The following is a 16,689-nucleotide window of genomic DNA, read 5'->3' on the forward strand; positions in this document are numbered from 1 at the left end:
GCCTTTCGATATTAGAAACGGAAGTGAGAGAATGCTTTGTTAGCTTCAGCCATGCGGTGTACTTCTTCACGTTTTTTCAACGCACCGCCACGACCTTCAGCCGCATCAATCAATTCGCCTGCCAAACGCAGGTCCATAGATTTCTCACCACGTTTACGGGCCGCATCGCGAACCCAGCGCATTGCCAAGGCCAGACGACGTGAAGGACGAACTTCAACAGGAACTTGGTAGTTTGCACCACCTACACGGCGGCTTTTCACTTCCACGATAGGTTTGGCGTTTGCAATGGCTTCGTTAAATACTTCAATTGCTACTTTGCCGGTTTTTTTCTCAATTTGCTCCAACGCACCGTAAACGATACGTTCTGCAACAGATTTTTTACCGTCAATCATCAATACGTTCATGAATTTAGTCAGCTCAACGCTGCCGAATTTAGGATCTGGCAGTACGTCGCGCTTAGGGACTTCTCTACGTCTTGGCATTTTAATTTCCTTTAATCTATTCAGTTGGGGCAATTCCCATGAATACCCAATTGAGTATTCACTTACTCGGCCGTTGTTCAGCTTAGGCGGCCGACGTGCCTATTTGAGTCCCGATAATTATTTAGGACGCTTAGCACCGTATTTAGAACGGGCTTGTTTACGGTCTTTAACACCTGCAGTATCCAAAGAACCGCGTACAGTGTGGTAACGTACACCTGGCAAGTCTTTTACACGACCGCCGCGAATCAATACGACGCTGTGCTCTTGCAGGTTGTGGCCTTCACCGCCGATATATGAAATTACTTCAAAACCGTTGGTCAGGCGAACTTTACATACTTTACGCAATGCAGAGTTAGGTTTTTTAGGGGTAGTTGTGTATACACGGGTGCAGACGCCACGTTTTTGCGGGCAAGCTTCCAGTGCAGGCACTTTGTTTACGTACACAGGCTTTTGACGGCCTTTGCGTACCAATTGGTTAATAGTTGGCATATTTTCTCGTCCTGTTGAGTTAAATACTTGCCGACACCATGTCGACAAGATTGGAATTATATTTTTATTGCAAGGGTTTAGTCAAGCAAATGACTGATAAAGTTTGGTGTTTTCCAATTTATGTCTAAATTTTGGAAACAAAGGCCGTCTGAAATATTCAGACGGCCTTTGTCATTTTAAATAAGTCCGCAATTTAGTTCTCTACTTATTTTCTCCATTGCTTTCCTTATTTATTCAGACGGCCTTAAACTCTACCCTCTTTTAAGTCCTCTAAAAAATAAAACCGCAAGACTGGCTTGCGGTTTTATTTTCACAATAATCCCTCGGGATTATTCGTCTAAAGCTTCGGTTTCAGAAGTTACTTGATCGGCTTGCTGCCATTGTTGATGACGGCTGCGGTGGTAGGTCAAACCTGTACCGGCAGGAATCAATCGACCGACAATCACGTTCTCTTTTAAACCGCGCAGCTCGTCTTGTTTGCCCATGATAGCGGCCTCGGTCAAGACGCGGGTTGTTTCTTGGAACGATGCTGCAGAAATGAAGCTGTCGGTAGACAAGGAAGCTTTGGTAATACCCAACAACACATTTTCATAACGTGCCGGCTCTTTGCCTTCAGCGATGGCTTTCTCATTGGCAAGCATCACATCGCTACGCTCAACTTGTTCGCCGGTAATAAACTCTGTATCACCAGCATCCACAATGTTCACACGGCGCAGCATTTGGCGGATGATGACTTCGATGTGTTTATCGGAAATCTTCACACCTTGCAAGCGGTAAACCTCTTGTACCTCTTGAACAATGTAGCGAGCCAATGCTTCGATACCTTGCAGACGCAGAATGTCATGCGGATCTACGGCACCATCCACGATGGTTTCACCGCGGTTTACCACTTGACCGTCGTGTACCAAAATCTGTTTCTCTTTAGAAATCAGCGTTTCGTATGCTACACCGTCTACATCGGTAATAATCAGACGCTGTTTACCTTTGGTTTCTTTACCGAAGGAAACGGTACCGGTAATTTCAGCCAACATGCCGGCATCTTTCGGCACGCGTGCTTCAAACAACTCAGCAACGCGCGGCAAACCACCGGTAATATCGCGGGTTTTAGAAGACGCTTGTGGAATACGCGCCAACACATCACCCTTACCGACTTCCTGACCTTCACGGATAGTAATCACCGCACCGACCGGGAATGCCATAGAAACTGGGGTAGTCGTACCAGGAATGCAAATTTCCAGACCATTTTCATCCAACAGTTTGACAGTCGGACGCAACAGTTTAGAAGCACTAGAAGAACGACGTTTGCCGTCAATCACTACCAAAGTAGACAAACCGGTTACATCGTCAGTTTGTTTCGCAACGGTAACACCCTCTTCCACGTTTTCGAATTTCACCATACCTGCGTGTTCGGTGATCATCGGACGGGTATGCGGATCCCAAGTTGCCAAAGTTTGACCGGCTTTAATGGCTTCGCCGTCTTGTACCAGCAGGATTGCACCGTAAGGTACTTTGTGACGTTCACGTTCGCGACCGATATCGTCGTGAATCACTACTTCACAAGAGCGGCCAATGACAACCAATTCGCCTTTGTTGTTGGCAACGTAACGCATTTGGCTGCTGAAACGAGCTGTACCATTGGATTTGGCTTCCACTTGACTGGCAGCAGCCGCACGAGATGCCGCACCACCGATGTGGAACGTACGCATGGTCAGCTGAGTACCTGGCTCACCAATAGATTGTGCAGCAATTACACCTACAGCTTCACCAGCGTTAACCAGTTTACCGCGCGCCAAGTCGCGGCCATAACAGTGTGCACACAAGCCATGACGGGTTTTACAAGTAATTGGCGTACGGACTTTAACCTCGTCAACACCAGATTGGTCAATGATATCAACTAATTTCTCAGTCAGCAGTGTACCTGCCTCAACCAAAGTCTCGCCAGTTGAAGGATCAACAACATCTGATGCTGTAACACGGCCTAAAATACGATCGCGCAACGCTTCAATTACGTCACCGCCTTGTACTACTGCTTTCATGACAAAGCCGTCTGAAGTACCGCAATCGTCTTCAACAACGACCAAGTCTTGAGTTACGTCTACCAGACGACGGGTCAGGTAACCAGAGTTTGCCGTTTTCAACGCGGTATCCGCCAAACCTTTACGCGCACCGTGGGTCGCAATAAAGTATTGCAATACAGTCAAACCTTCGCGGAAGTTAGAGGTAATTGGCGTTTCGATAATAGAGCCGTCAGGTTTGGCCATCAAACCACGCATACCGGACAACTGTTTAATCTGAGCTGCAGAACCACGGGCACCAGAGTCGGCCATCATGTAAATAGAGTTGAAGGACTCTTGATCAACTTCGTTGCCGTCACGGTCGATAACTTTTTGTTTGGACAGATTGTCCATCATCGCTTTAGCGATCTTATCGCCGGCACGACCCCAAATATCGACCACTTTGTTGTAACGTTCGCCGTTGGTCACCAAACCTTGACGGTATTGGTCTTCGATTTCTTTAACTTCGGCATTAGCCTCAGCCAGCAAGGCTGCTTTTTCTTTCGGAATTTCCATATCGTCAACCGCAATGGAAATACCGCCTTTAGCCGCAAAACCGAAACCGGTATACATCAAGTGGTCGGCAAAAATAACTGTGTCACGCAAACCGCACAGACGGAATGATGCGTTAATCAGTTTAGAAATTTCTTTTTTCTTCAGCGCTTTGTTGATGTACTCGAACGGCAGGCCTTTAGGCAAGATTTCGCTCAACAATGCACGGCCGACAGTCGTTTCGTAACGGTTAACGACAGGCTCAAACTCACCTGCTTCGTTTTTTACCCATTCGCGCAGACGTACGGTAATTTTCGTACCCAGTTCAACCTGTTTGGTATGGTATGCACGATGCACTTCTTTCACATCGGCAAACAGGCTGCCTTCGCCTTTGGCATTGATACGGTCGCGGGTCATGTAGTACAGACCCAATACGATATCTTGAGAAGGTACGATGATTGGTTCGCCGTTGGCTGGAGACAATACGTTGTTTGAAGCCAGCATCAGCGTGCGTGCTTCCATTTGTGCTTCCAAGCTCAATGGAACGTGTACAGCCATTTGGTCACCGTCAAAGTCGGCGTTAAATGCGGCACACACCAATGGGTGCAACTGAATCGCTTTACCTTCGATCAGGATAGGTTCGAACGCTTGAATACCCAAACGGTGCAGGGTTGGCGCACGGTTCAGCATAATCGGATGTTCGCGGATCACTTCTTCCAAGATATCCCATACTTCAGGTACTTCTTGTTCTACCAATTTTTTCGCAGCTTTAACGGTAGACGCCAAACCTTGTTTTTCCAATTTGTGGAAAATGAATGGTTTGAACAGTTCCAACGCCATTTTTTTCGGCAGACCACATTGGTGCAGACGCAGGTATGGACCTACGGTAATCACGGAACGACCAGAGTAGTCCACACGTTTACCCAGCAGGTTTTGACGGAAGCGGCCGCCTTTACCTTTAATCATGTCAGCCAATGATTTCAGCGGACGTTTGTTGGCGCCGGTCATGGCTTTACCGCGACGGCCGTTATCCAACAGAGAGTCAACTGCTTCTTGCAACATACGTTTTTCGTTACGAACGATGATGTCAGGCGCATGCAGTTCCAACAGACGTTTCAGACGGTTGTTACGGTTAATAACGCGGCGGTACAAATCGTTCAAATCGGAAGTGGCAAAACGACCACCATCCAATGGAACCAACGGACGCAAATCAGGCGGCAATACCGGCAGCACGTCCATAATCATCCATTCCAGTTTCATACCGGAACGGTGGAAAGCTTCCAATACTTTCAAACGTTTGGCAATTTTTTTAATTTTGGTGTCAGAACCGGTAGATTCCAGCTCTTGACGCAGGATTTCGATTTCGCCGGTAATATCCAAGGTGCGCAACAATTCACGGATACCTTCTGCACCCATTTTGGCATCGAAGTCGTCGCCGTATTCGTCCAGTTTGTTGTAGTAATCGTCTTCAGTCAGTAATTGACGACGTTGCAACGGAGTCATGCCGGGATCGGTTACCACAAATGCTTCAAAGTACAATACGCGTTCGATATCGCGCAAAGTCATGTCCAGTACCATACCCAAGCGGGAAGGCAGGGATTTCAAGAACCAAATATGGGCAACTGGTGCTGCCAATTCAATGTGGCCCATGCGTTCGCGGCGTACTTTAGACAGGGTCACTTCTACGCCACATTTTTCACAGGTTACGCCTTTAAATTTCAAGCGTTTGTATTTACCGCACAAACATTCATAGTCTTTGACCGGGCCAAAGATTTTGGCACAGAATAAACCGTCACGCTCAGGTTTGAACGTGCGGTAGTTGATGGTTTCAGGTTTTTTAACTTCGCCATAAGACCATGAGCGGATGGTTTCGGGAGAGGCAATACCGATTTTGATGGCATCAAACTCTTCTTCCATGCCGGCAGTTTGCAACGGATTAAATAAGTTCAACAAATTCATTTTTGCTCCTTGAAGGAAGTATTTTTACCGCATGGCGGATTTTCGATATTGGGAAACGGTACTTTTGATTTCAGATGGCCTAAATGCCGATTGCTTCATTCTTATTCTGAAACCGCTTTTTCAGACGACCTTAAAAGGCCGTCTGAAAACTTCTGTTTAGTAGCGTTCCAAATCGATATCCAAGCCCAGTGAGCGAATCTCTTTAACCAATACGTTGAAGGATTCAGGCATACCGGCATCGATTTTGTGTTCACCTTTGACGATATTTTCGTACATTTTGGTACGGCCGTTCACGTCGTCAGACTTCACAGTCAGCATCTCTTGCAGCGTGTATGCCGCGCCGTATGCTTCCAATGCCCAAACCTCCATCTCGCCGAAACGTTGGCCACCGAACTGAGCTTTACCGCCCAAAGGCTGCTGGGTAACCAAACTGTATGGACCGGTAGAACGGGCGTGCATTTTTTCGTCAACCAAGTGGTGCAGTTTCAGATAGTGCATCACACCGACTGTAACCTTGCGGTCAAATGCTTCGCCGGAACGGCCGTCATACAGCGTGATTTGAGTTTTACTGTCGTTGAAGCCCAGTTTCTCAACCTCAGGATCTTCACTTGGGTAAGCCAAGTTCAACATTTCGCGGATTTCAGACTCTTTCGCACCGTCGAATACAGGAGAGGCGAAAGACGCACCTTTGCGCAGGTTAGAAGCCAATTCGATGATTTCTTCATCTGTCAGGCTGTCTAAATCTTCTTTCTTACCGCTACCGTTGTAGAGTTTGTTCAAGAATTCACGCAGCTCGCTGGCTTTGCGTTGCTCTTTCAGCATACGATCGATGCGTTCACCGATACCTTTTGCCGCCCAACCCAAGTGAACTTCCAAAATCTGACCAATGTTCATACGGGAAGGTACGCCCAATGGGTTCAGTACAATGTCTACCGGACGGCCGTCAGCCATGTAAGGCATGTCTTCCACCGGCAGAATGCGTGATACCACACCTTTGTTACCGTGGCGACCCGCCATTTTGTCACCGGCTTGCAGACGGCGTTTGATGGCGATAAATACTTTCACCATTTTTTGTACGCCCGGTTGCAGCTCGTCGCCTTGGGTCAGTTTTTTCTTCTTGATCTCATACAACTCATCCGCTTCTTCGCGTTTTTGTTGCAGGCTCAATTTAATCAGTTCCAACTGTTTGGCCAAATCTTCGTCAGCCAAACGGATGTCAAACCAATCATGTTTGCTGGACAGGCTCGCCAAATATTCGGTAGTGATTTCACTGCCTTTAGCCAGCTTCATCGGACCACCATTGGCTTTTTGACCAACAATCATACGCTCGATACGGTCAAATGCGTCGTTATCAAAAATACGCAACTGGTCGCTCAAGTCTTGACGGTAACGTTTCAGCTCAGAATCAATAATGGATTGAGCACGTTTGTCGCGTTGAATACCTTCACGAGTAAAGACTTGAACATCGATAACGGTACCGCTCATGCCGGTAGGCATACGCAATGAAGTATCTTTTACGTCAGACGCTTTTTCACCGAAGATGGCACGCAGCAGTTTTTCTTCAGGAGTCAGTTGGGTTTCGCCTTTAGGTGTTACTTTACCTACCAAGACGTCACCAGCTTCTACTTCTGCACCAATATATACGATACCGGATTCATCCAAACGGTTTTGCATACGCTCAGACAAGTTCGGAATATCGCGGGTAATGTCTTCCGCACCCAGTTTAGTGTCACGTGCGACAACGTTCAGCTCTTCAATGTGAATCGAAGTATAACGATCGTCTGCAGCCACTTTTTCTGAAATCAGAATCGAGTCTTCGTAGTTGTAACCGTTCCATGGCATGAAGGCGATGGTCATGTTTTGACCCAAAGCCAACTCGCCCAAGTCGGTAGATGCACCGTCGGCCACCAAGTCACCACGTTGCAACACATCGCCTGCTTTTACGGCCGGACGTTGGTTGATGTTGGTAGATTGGTTAGAACGGGTGAATTTAACCAAGTTGTAAATATCGACACCCACTTCACCGGCAGTCGCTTCATCATCATGAACACGAACTACAACACGGTTGGCATCTACATACTCAACCACACCGCCGCGGCGGGCAACGATTGCAGTTGCAGAGTCAACGGCAACAGAGCGCTCAATACCGGTACCAACCATCGGTTTTTCAGGGCGCAGACACGGTACAGCCTGACGTTGCATGTTGGCACCCATCAATGCACGGTTCGCGTCATCATGTTCCAAGAATGGAATCAGAGATGCTGCAACGGATACCACTTGACCGGTTGCCACGTCCATATATTGAACGCGGTCAGGCGTCGCCATAATGGTTTCGCCTTTTTCACGACAAGTGACCAAGTCGCCAATCAAATTACCGTCTTTGTCCAAATCGGCATTCGCCTGTGCAATCACATAACGGCCTTCTTCGATAGCAGACAAGTAGTCGATTTCTTCAGTTACTTTGCCATCGACAACACGGCGGTAAGGAGTTTCCAAGAAACCATAATCATTGGTACGCGCATAAACGGATAATGAGTTGATCAAACCAATGTTTGGACCCTCAGGTGTTTCAATAGGACATACACGGCCATAGTGGGTCGGATGTACGTCTCGCACCTCAAAGCCTGCACGTTCGCGAGTCAAACCGCCCGGGCCCAATGCAGATACACGGCGTTTATGGGTTACTTCAGACAATGGGTTGGTCTGATCCATAAATTGGCTCAATTGGCTGGAACCGAAGAATTCTTTAATCGCGGCAGAAACAGGTTTCGCATTGATCAAGTCATGCGGCATCAAGTTCTCAGATTCTGCTTGGTTCAAACGCTCTTTAACTGCACGTTCTACACGAGCCAAACCGCTGCGGAATTGGTTTTCAGTCAACTCACCCACAGAACGAACACGACGATTACCCAAGTGGTCAATATCGTCTACTTCACCATGACCGTTACGCAGTTCAACTAATGTAGCAATGGAAGCAACAATGTCTTCAACGCTCAGAACGTAACCACCTTTTTCGGCAGCACCGGCCAAAGTTTCGTTCAGCAAACGGCCATACCAAGAGTTTTGTTGTGCTTCAGACAGTTTTTGCTCGTATGTGCGCGTATTGAATTTCATACGGCCTACGCGAGACAAATCATAGCTGTCTTCACTGAAGAACAAGCGGTTGAAGAGCTGCTCAACAGCTTCTTCGGTAGGCGGTTCGCCAGGACGCATCATGCGGTAAATCGCTACGCGTGCAGCTTGCTGATCAGCAGTTTCGTCTGTACGCAGAGTGCTGGAGATGTAACCGCCTTGATCCAATTCGTTGATATAAAGGGTCGTAATTTCTTTTACACCATGGATATCAAGTTTAGCCAACAGTTCTTCTGTAATTTCATCGTTAGCAGAAGCCAATACTTCACCGGTTTCCGGATCAATCAGGTCAGCAGCCAATGCTTTGCCTATCAAGCTTTCTGGCTCTACATTCAAACGAGTCAAGCCTGCATTGGTAATATCACGGATATTTTTCGCAGTAATGCGTTTACCTTTGGCAACCAGTACATTGCCTTCTTTATCCAAGATGTCAACTTTGGCAGTTTCACCTTTCAGACGGCCTGCAACCAGATCAGTTTGAACACCGTTTGAAGACAAATAGAAAGTTTCTTTGTCGTAGAAAATATCCAAGATTTGTTCATTGTTATAGCCCAAAGCTTTCAACAAAATCGTAACCGGCATTTTACGGCGACGGTCGATACGGAAATACAGCAAATCTTTTGGATCAAATTCGAAATCCAACCATGAACCACGGTAAGGAATAATACGAGCAGAGAACAACAACTTACCGGAAGAATGTGTTTTACCACGGTCATGCTCAAAGAACACACCAGGAGAACGGTGCAACTGGGAAACAATTACACGCTCTGTACCATTGATGACAAAAGAGCCACTTGGCGTCATCAACGGAATTTCGCCCATATATACTTCGTTTTCACGAACTTCTTTTACGGTCGGTTTAGACGCTTCTTTATCCAAAATCACCAAACGGATACGTGCACGCAATGGAGCCGCATAAGTAATACCGCGCAATTGACATTCAGGAATATCGAACAAAGGTTCGCCCAATGTGTAATGCACAAACTCCAATCGTGCATAACCATTATGGCTCACAATCGGGAAAATAGAATTGAATGCTGCTTGCAGACCATCATCAGTACGTTGGTCAAAAGCGTTTTCCAACTGTAAAAATTTCGCATAAGAATCAATTTGGGTTGCCAGCAGGAAAGGAACATCCAAGACATTCTCTCGCTTTGCAAAACTCTTACGGATACGTTTTTTCTCGGTAAACGAATAGCTCATATACACTCCGAAAAGCAATTTTAAATAATAGGCCGTCTAAAACAACGGCATGCATCAACCTGATATTTACATTTATTTGCAATGGTTTTATCAAGACTATGCAAATAAATGTAAACAATGCCTGATGCTTATTTGAAGAAGCAAAATAAGGCTGGCAGAAAACTGCCAGCCTTCACAGGAAGCATTAAATTATTTGATTTCGACTTTAGCGCCGGCTTCTTCCAGTTGTTTTTGGATGTCTTCAGCTTCAGCTTTAGAAACACCCTCTTTCAGAGTTTTAGGTGCACCGTCAACGATGTCTTTAGCTTCTTTCAGACCCAAGCCAGTGATAGCGCGGACAACTTTAATCACGCCAACTTTTTGATCACCAGCAGAAGCCAATACTACGTCAAATTCAGTTTTTTCTTCAGCAGCAGCTGCACCAGCACCTGCAGGACCTGCAACTGCAACGGCAGCAGCAGAAACGCCAAATTTCTCTTCAAAAGCTTTAACCAGGTCGTTCAATTCCATTACGGTCAAAGAACCAACGGCTTCCAAAATGTCTTCTTTAGTAATAGCCATGCTATTTTACTCCAAATATTGTATTAAAAAATAATTGATTAAATGAAACAAAATCGATTAAGCGGCTTCTTCGCCAGCTTTTTTCTCTGCCAAAGCAGCCAAACCACGTGCAAAGCCTGATACAGGAGCTTGCATAACGAACAACAGTTTGGACAACAGTTCTTCGCGGCTTGGAATAGAAGCCAACTCAGCAACCTGAGCAGGGTTCATCACTTCGCCATTGTAAGAACCGGCTTTAACGATAATTTTGTCATCTTTTTTCGCGAATTGGTGCAGCACTTTAGCAGCAGCAACAGCATCTTCAGAAGCAGCGTAAACCAATGGACCAACCATTTGATCGGCCAAACCTGCGAATGAAGTACCCTCTACTGCGCGACGAGCCAGAGTATTTTTCAGAACACGCAAGTACACGCCTTCTTTACGTGCATTCGCACGAAGCTCAGTCATGCTGGAAACACTGATACCGCGATATTCAGCGACTACGAGAGTTTGAGCGTTAGCAATTGCTGCGCTAATTTCCTCTACGGCCACTTTCTTGGTTTCAATATTGAGACTCAAGGTCTACCTCCCACTGTTTATAAACAGGATACCGAAATGATATCCCACCAGCGCGGTAACCTAAAAAGACATCTTACAAGCAATCTTGCAATGTGTTTCAGGACTACCGTCTGCGTAGGGCAGTTACGATTAAATCTTACGATCCCTACGGTCTTGGACATCTACTTAATTTTAAGTAGCCCAAATTCAGGCAATCCAGAAAACTGGATCACCTGAAAATTTCTTAGTTGTTCACGCTTGCAGTATCAACGCGAACACCCAAACCCATAGTGCTGGATACAGCAACTTTTTTCAGGTACTGGCCTTTAGCAGCAGCAGGTTTGGCTTTAACGATAGCATCCAGCAACGCATTGAAGTTTTCTTTCAAGTCAGCTTCAGCGAAAGAAGCACGACCGATAGTTGCATGAACGATACCTGCTTTATCTGTACGGTATTGTACTTGACCTGCTTTTGCATTTTTAACTGCTTCAGCAACGTTAGGAGTAACAGTACCTACTTTAGGGTTTGGCATCAGACCACGAGGACCCAAGATGGTACCCAATTGACCAACGATACGCATTGCATCAGGAGAAGCAATAACAACGTCAAAGTTCAAGTTACCAGCTTTAATTTCAGCAGCCAGATCTTCAAAGCCGACAATATCTGCGCCAGCTTCTTTAGCAGCATCTGCATTTGCACCTTGAGTAAACACAGCTACGCGAGTTGTTTTACCGGTACCTTTAGGCAGAACGACTGAACCACGAATAACTTGGTCAGATTTACGAGGATCAACACCCAGGTTGAAAGATACGTCAACAGACTCGTCAAATTTAGCAGTAGCAGCTTTTTTAACCAAAGCAATTGCTTCGTCGATTGCGTACAGTTTGTTAGCTTCAACAGAAGAGCGCAGAGCTTTCAAGCGTTTAGATACTTTAGCCATTATACAACACCCTCCACGTCCAAGCCCATTGAGCGAGCAGAGCCGGCAATAGTGCGAACAGCCGCATCCAAGTCAGCAGCAGTCAAATCAGGCTCTTTAGTTTTAGCAATTTCTTCCAACTGGGCGCGGGTCAATTTACCCACTTTATTAGTCAGAGGATTAGAACTACCTTTTTGCAGACCAGCAGCTTTTTTCAACAAGATAGAAGCTGGAGGGGTTTTCATCACAAAAGTGAATGATTTATCCGCAAATGCAGTAATAACGACTGGAATTGGCAAACCAGGTTCCATACCTTGGGTTGCAGCATTAAATGCTTTACAGAATTCCATGATATTCAAACCACGTTGACCCAAAGCAGGACCAACTGGGGGAGATGGATTGGCTTTACCTGCAGGAATTTGCAGTTTGATGTAGCCGATAATTTTCTTTGCCACTTAAGAACTCCTAAAAACGGGTATAACGCGGAACCATTCCGCTTCCCAAACAGAATTTGCGATTATATCCGCTTAAAAAAAAATTTTCAAGCGAATTAAACCACTTAAATCTTTTCAACCTGACCGAACTCTAATTCAACCGGTGTTTCACGACCAAAAATCTGAACTGAAACACGCAGTCTATTACGTTCGTAGTTAACTTCATCAACAATACCGTTAAAATCAGCAAATGGGCCTTCGTTTACTCGAACTTGCTGACCAACTTCAAACTCAACTTTTGGTTTTGGCTTCTCAACACCTGTTTTAGCTTGTTGCAAAATAGCATCTGCATCTTTTTGAGAAATTGGGATCGGGCGATTTCCACTACCGCCTACAAAACCATTTACTCGAGGGGTACTCTTAACCAAGTGCCATGAATCATCAGTCATTTCCATTTCAACCAATACATAGCCTGGATAGAATTTACGCTCACTGATGGTTTTTCGGCCATTCTTGATATCTACTACTTCCTCCACAGGAACGAGAATCTGGCCGAAATATTCTTCCATGTTTTCACGAGCAATACGCTCTTTCAATGTTTTTTGAACATTTTTCTCGAAACCGGAATAGGCCTGTACCACATACCAACGCTTTGACATCTTTACCCTTTCCTATTTAATAAAACATCAAAAAACAACCATGAAATAATTGTATCTGCCGTATAAATGAAGGCTGCTAAAACTGCAACGAAGATAATCACGAATACAGTCATTTTGACCGCTTCATCACGACTCGGCCAAACTACCTTCTTAAACTCAGTCCAAGAGCTCTTAAAATATGCAAACAGACCTTCTTTCTTTTCAGGAGCTGGCTTATTACTTACCACAACTTCCTTTTTCTGATGGTCTTCTTTGCGTCCAGACGGATGTTCTGTCATCTTTACTCACTTATCAATACCCCACCCGCCTTTATTTTAGATAGTGGCATTGATCCATTAATTAATTCCAAATAATCTTAAAACTTAAGTACAAAAAAATTAACCGGCACAAGGCCGGTTAATTTTTTATTTGGCAGGCCAAGAGGGTCTCGAACCCCCAACCCTCGGTTTTGGAGACCGATACTCTACCAATTGAGCTATTGGCCTGTAAACTTAAGCGATTACAGAAGAAACCACACCCGCACCTACGGTACGACCACCTTCGCGAATCGCAAAGCGCAGACCTTCTTCCATAGCGATAGGCGCAATCAGTTCTACAGTAATGGTTACGTTCTCACCTGGCATTACCATTTCTACACCTTCTTCCAAAGTAACTGCACCAGTTACGTCAGTAGTACGGAAGTAGAATTGTGGACGGTAGTTAGCGAAGAATGGAGTGTGACGACCACCCTCTTCTTTGCTCAGTACGTATACTTCTGCTTTGAATTTGGTGTGAGGAGTGATAGTACCTGGTTTAGCCAATACTTGACCACGCTCTACATCTTCACGTTTAGTACCACGCAGCAATACGCCTACGTTGTCACCTGCTTGACCTTCGTCCAGCAGTTTGCGGAACATTTCAACACCGGTACAAGTGGTTTTTTGAGTTTCTTTCAGACCTACGATTTCGATCTCGTCACCAACGTGGATGATACCGCGCTCTACACGACCGGTTACTACTGTACCACGACCGGAGATAGAGAATACGTCTTCGATAGGCAACAAGAAAGGTTTGTCCACAGCACGCTCAGGTGTTGGGATGTAGCTGTCCAGAGCAGCAGCCAATTCGAAGATTTTTTCTTCGTAACCAGCGTCACCTTCCAAGGCTTTCAGTGCAGAACCTTGTACGATTGGGCAGTCATCACCTGGGAAGTCGTAGCTTGACAACAAGTCACGGATTTCCATTTCAACCAGTTCCAACAACTCGGCATCGTCAACCATGTCGCATTTGTTCATGAATACGATGATGTAAGGTACACCTACTTGGCGGGCCAACAGGATGTGTTCGCGAGTTTGTGGCATAGGACCGTCAGCTGCGGAACATACCAAGATCGCGCCGTCCATTTGGGCAGCACCGGTAATCATGTTTTTAACGTAGTCGGCGTGGCCTGGGCAGTCTACGTGTGCGTAGTGACGGGTTTCAGTTTCGTATTCTACGTGTGAGGTATTAATGGTAATACCGCGGGCTTTTTCTTCAGGAGCGTTGTCGATTTGGTCGTAAGCTTTTGCAGCACCACCAAATTTTTTAGCCAAAATAGTAGTCAAAGCAGCAGTCAGAGTGGTTTTACCATGGTCAACGTGACCGATGGTGCCAACGTTTACGTGCGGTTTGCTACGTTCAAATTTTTCCTTAGCCATGGCAATATCCTATAATCTAAGCTTTTGAAAGAAAGGGTAATAATGAGATGGTGCCCATGGGCAGATTTGAACTGCCGACCTCTCCCTTACCAAGGGAGTGCTCTACCCCTGAGCTACATGGGCGAAATTGTTTGGAGCGGGTGAAGGGAATCGAACCCTCACCGTAAGCTTGGAAGGCTTCTGCTCTACCATTGAGCTACACCCGCATACTCACTATTTGCTCCAAGTAAGAATTTTTGGTGGAGGGAGAAGGATTCGAACCTTCGAAGCTCACGCAACAGATTTACAGTCTGCCCCCTTTGACCGCTCGGGAATCCCTCCAAAAGAGAACGCTAGTTTATTGGCAACTTAGATTTCCGTCAAGATTTTTTTTTATTTATTTCTTCAAAAACATCCAAGCTTTTGCTTTTAAACACTATTTATTTAAACTGAATGATTTTTTCGTACTTAGCCATCAGCTCTTCGTGCGTTTCAGGATGCTCTTCATCAATCAAGATACAGTCGACAGGACATACCTGTTGGCACTGAGGCTCATCGTAATGGCCTACACATTGCGTACACAAATTTGGATTGATTTCGTAAATTTCTTCACCTTGCGAAATGGCATCATTAGGGCATTCCGGCTCGCACACATCGCAGTTAATGCACTCATCTGTAATAAAGAGCGACATTTCTATTTCCTTTTTTCTTAAATTATCAAAACCGATTGGGCGCGGATTATAGCACAAATGACGTCGGAACAATCCGTTTGAAAGAATGTTTTACACCTTGGGAATGATTCTCAAATTCTATACTATTCAGCAACTTGCGAATAGAGCAACAATTCAAACCTGCTCATTCCCGCCTTTCCTTCCCGATAAATTTCCAGCCAATCCGGTTTTTCAGGCAGCTTCCCTGCTTCAATATAGACCATTGCCCCATTTTTCAAGTGGCTTTGCAATCGGATAAACAGATTTTGCCAATCTTCCCATGCAAACGGCGGATCAAGGAACACAACATCAAATTTTTCAGACAGCCTTGCCAGATAAGCCATGCCGTCTGAACATTCGATTTTCGCCTGTTTCAAACCTAATTCACGGATATTTTTCTGAAGTGTTTGAACAGTTTGGCGGTGGTTATCGACCATTACCACTTTTGCCGCATGACGAGAAGCAGCCTCCATTCCCAAAGCACCGCTGCCGCTGAATAAATCCAATACTGTTTTTCCAGTTAAATCCTGACCCAGCCAGTTAAACAGTTTTTCACGCACGCTGTCAGGCGTCGGGCGCAGACCATCTGCAGATAAAAATGTTAACTTTCGTCCCCTACATTGTCCACCAATGATACGTACTTGATTGCTGTGTTTGGAATGTTTGTTGTTTGCCATAATTCTTAAAAAGATACCGATTTTTCAGACGGCCTCAATTATATAGTGAAACTGCTATCAAACCATATTTCGATCTCTGCTTTTAGAGACAACAAGGCCGTCTGAAACTCATTTTTCAGACGGCCTTAGTTTGTTCTAAATAAAAGAAGTTAATTGTTTCAAAGGCTAAATTCTAATATGTCTATAGACATCTCTAACTTTTCAAACACCCACTTTTTTATTTAATTTACATATCTAACGACTTTTCCTCCTTGCTTCAAAATAGTTTGATTTTTATATGGATGGTTAAATTATCAAATATAGTTGAGTAAATTATATTTTTATATTATATTTTCATATTACCTATAATGAATATTGAGGTTTTGTATGAAAAATATCGTCTTACTTTTTACTTTACTTGTAACACCAGTTTCTTCTTTCGCAGCTTGCTATGGAAGCGACTCATTTCACACTTGCAATGACAATAGCGGGAATACTTATAGTATCCAAACAATTGGCGATACTACCTATGTAAATGGATATAATTCTCGAACTGGAAGCAATTGGTCTCAAGAAAGTATGCATATTGGCAACACTACTTATACTAATGGTCGTGCAGCAAATGGTAATTCTTGGGATATGACCACCCAAAGAATTGGAGATACCACTTTTATGAATGGAAGAAATTCTCAGGGCAATTATTTTAGTAAAACCTGTAACCAATTTGGATGTTATTGAACCATCTCC

General features: G+C 45.0%; 14 protein-coding genes and 4 tRNA genes. 1 reads left to right on the plus strand and 17 read right to left on the minus strand.

Translation table 11 applies throughout. The annotated features are described in order from the left end of the window. Window positions 1-11: 11 nt before the first annotated feature. From rpsG to rsmD, 17 genes are all read right to left on the minus strand, one after another. A complete protein-coding gene (rpsG, locus tag ACTHUR_RS09365) occupies window positions 12-482 on the minus strand; it encodes a 30S ribosomal protein S7 (protein WP_002240962.1) in 471 nt (156 codons plus the stop codon). Window positions 483-599: 117 nt separating this feature from the next. After that, on the minus strand, window positions 600-971 hold the full coding sequence (gene rpsL, locus ACTHUR_RS09370) for a 30S ribosomal protein S12 (RefSeq protein ID WP_002218431.1): 372 nt from the start codon (window positions 969-971) through the stop codon (window positions 600-602). Window positions 972-1,300: 329 nt separating this feature from the next. Beyond that, entirely contained in the window at window positions 1,301-5,476 is a 4,176-nt protein-coding gene (rpoC, locus tag ACTHUR_RS09375) for a DNA-directed RNA polymerase subunit beta' (protein WP_004521093.1), read from the minus strand. Between the two features lie 156 nt (window positions 5,477-5,632). After that, the gene (rpoB, locus tag ACTHUR_RS09380; protein WP_004521091.1) at window positions 5,633-9,811 is read right to left on the minus strand and encodes a DNA-directed RNA polymerase subunit beta; all 4,179 of its coding nucleotides are present in this window, start codon (window positions 9,809-9,811) and stop codon (window positions 5,633-5,635) included. A 189-nt stretch (window positions 9,812-10,000) separates the two neighbouring features. Further along, a complete protein-coding gene (gene rplL / locus ACTHUR_RS09385; protein WP_003677916.1) occupies window positions 10,001-10,372 on the minus strand; it encodes a 50S ribosomal protein L7/L12 in 372 nt (123 codons plus the stop codon). Between the two features lie 57 nt (window positions 10,373-10,429). Next, on the minus strand, window positions 10,430-10,930 hold the full coding sequence (gene rplJ, locus ACTHUR_RS09390) for a 50S ribosomal protein L10 (protein ID WP_003680699.1): 501 nt from the start codon (window positions 10,928-10,930) through the stop codon (window positions 10,430-10,432). 223 nt (window positions 10,931-11,153) lie between these two features. Beyond that, window positions 11,154-11,849: a 50S ribosomal protein L1 gene (gene rplA, locus ACTHUR_RS09395; protein WP_003677918.1), complete on the minus strand. Its 696-nt coding sequence runs from the start codon at window positions 11,847-11,849 to the stop codon at window positions 11,154-11,156. Next, window positions 11,849-12,283 (minus strand): 50S ribosomal protein L11, encoded by a 435-nt coding sequence (rplK, locus tag ACTHUR_RS09400; RefSeq protein ID WP_002220151.1) that lies wholly within the window; start codon window positions 12,281-12,283, stop codon window positions 11,849-11,851. The genes rplA and rplK overlap by 1 nt, the downstream gene beginning before the upstream one ends. A gap of 104 nt (window positions 12,284-12,387) precedes the next feature. Beyond that, window positions 12,388-12,921 (minus strand): transcription termination/antitermination protein NusG, encoded by a 534-nt coding sequence (gene nusG / locus ACTHUR_RS09405; protein WP_003680697.1) that lies wholly within the window; start codon window positions 12,919-12,921, stop codon window positions 12,388-12,390. A 2-nt stretch (window positions 12,922-12,923) separates the two neighbouring features. Continuing rightward, the gene (secE, locus tag ACTHUR_RS09410) at window positions 12,924-13,199 is read right to left on the minus strand and encodes a preprotein translocase subunit SecE (RefSeq protein ID WP_004521090.1); all 276 of its coding nucleotides are present in this window, start codon (window positions 13,197-13,199) and stop codon (window positions 12,924-12,926) included. 131 nt (window positions 13,200-13,330) lie between these two features. Next, window positions 13,331-13,406, minus strand: a tRNA-Trp gene (locus ACTHUR_RS09415). A gap of 6 nt (window positions 13,407-13,412) precedes the next feature. Next, entirely contained in the window at window positions 13,413-14,597 is a 1,185-nt protein-coding gene (tuf, locus tag ACTHUR_RS09420) for an elongation factor Tu (protein WP_004520187.1), read from the minus strand. Window positions 14,598-14,645: 48 nt separating this feature from the next. Further along, window positions 14,646-14,720, minus strand: a tRNA-Thr gene (locus ACTHUR_RS09425). A 9-nt stretch (window positions 14,721-14,729) separates the two neighbouring features. Further along, a tRNA-Gly gene (locus ACTHUR_RS09430) sits at window positions 14,730-14,803 on the minus strand. A gap of 31 nt (window positions 14,804-14,834) precedes the next feature. Continuing rightward, window positions 14,835-14,918 (minus strand) — tRNA-Tyr (locus ACTHUR_RS09435). Between the two features lie 98 nt (window positions 14,919-15,016). Then, the gene (locus tag ACTHUR_RS09440; protein ID WP_003679513.1) at window positions 15,017-15,268 is read right to left on the minus strand and encodes a YfhL family 4Fe-4S dicluster ferredoxin; all 252 of its coding nucleotides are present in this window, start codon (window positions 15,266-15,268) and stop codon (window positions 15,017-15,019) included. 122 nt (window positions 15,269-15,390) lie between these two features. Then, window positions 15,391-15,963 carry a 16S rRNA (guanine(966)-N(2))-methyltransferase RsmD gene (gene rsmD / locus ACTHUR_RS09445; protein ID WP_004520186.1) on the minus strand — a complete coding sequence of 191 codons (573 nt, stop codon included), beginning with the start codon at window positions 15,961-15,963 and terminating at the stop codon, window positions 15,391-15,393. 366 nt (window positions 15,964-16,329) lie between these two features. On the opposite strand from rsmD, the gene ACTHUR_RS09450 reads away from it, so the two are divergent. Continuing rightward, window positions 16,330-16,680 (plus strand): hypothetical protein, encoded by a 351-nt coding sequence (locus tag ACTHUR_RS09450; protein ID WP_079453718.1) that lies wholly within the window; start codon window positions 16,330-16,332, stop codon window positions 16,678-16,680. Window positions 16,681-16,689: the final 9 nt, after the last annotated feature.

The organism is Neisseria sp. P0021.S007 (assembly GCF_051956855.1).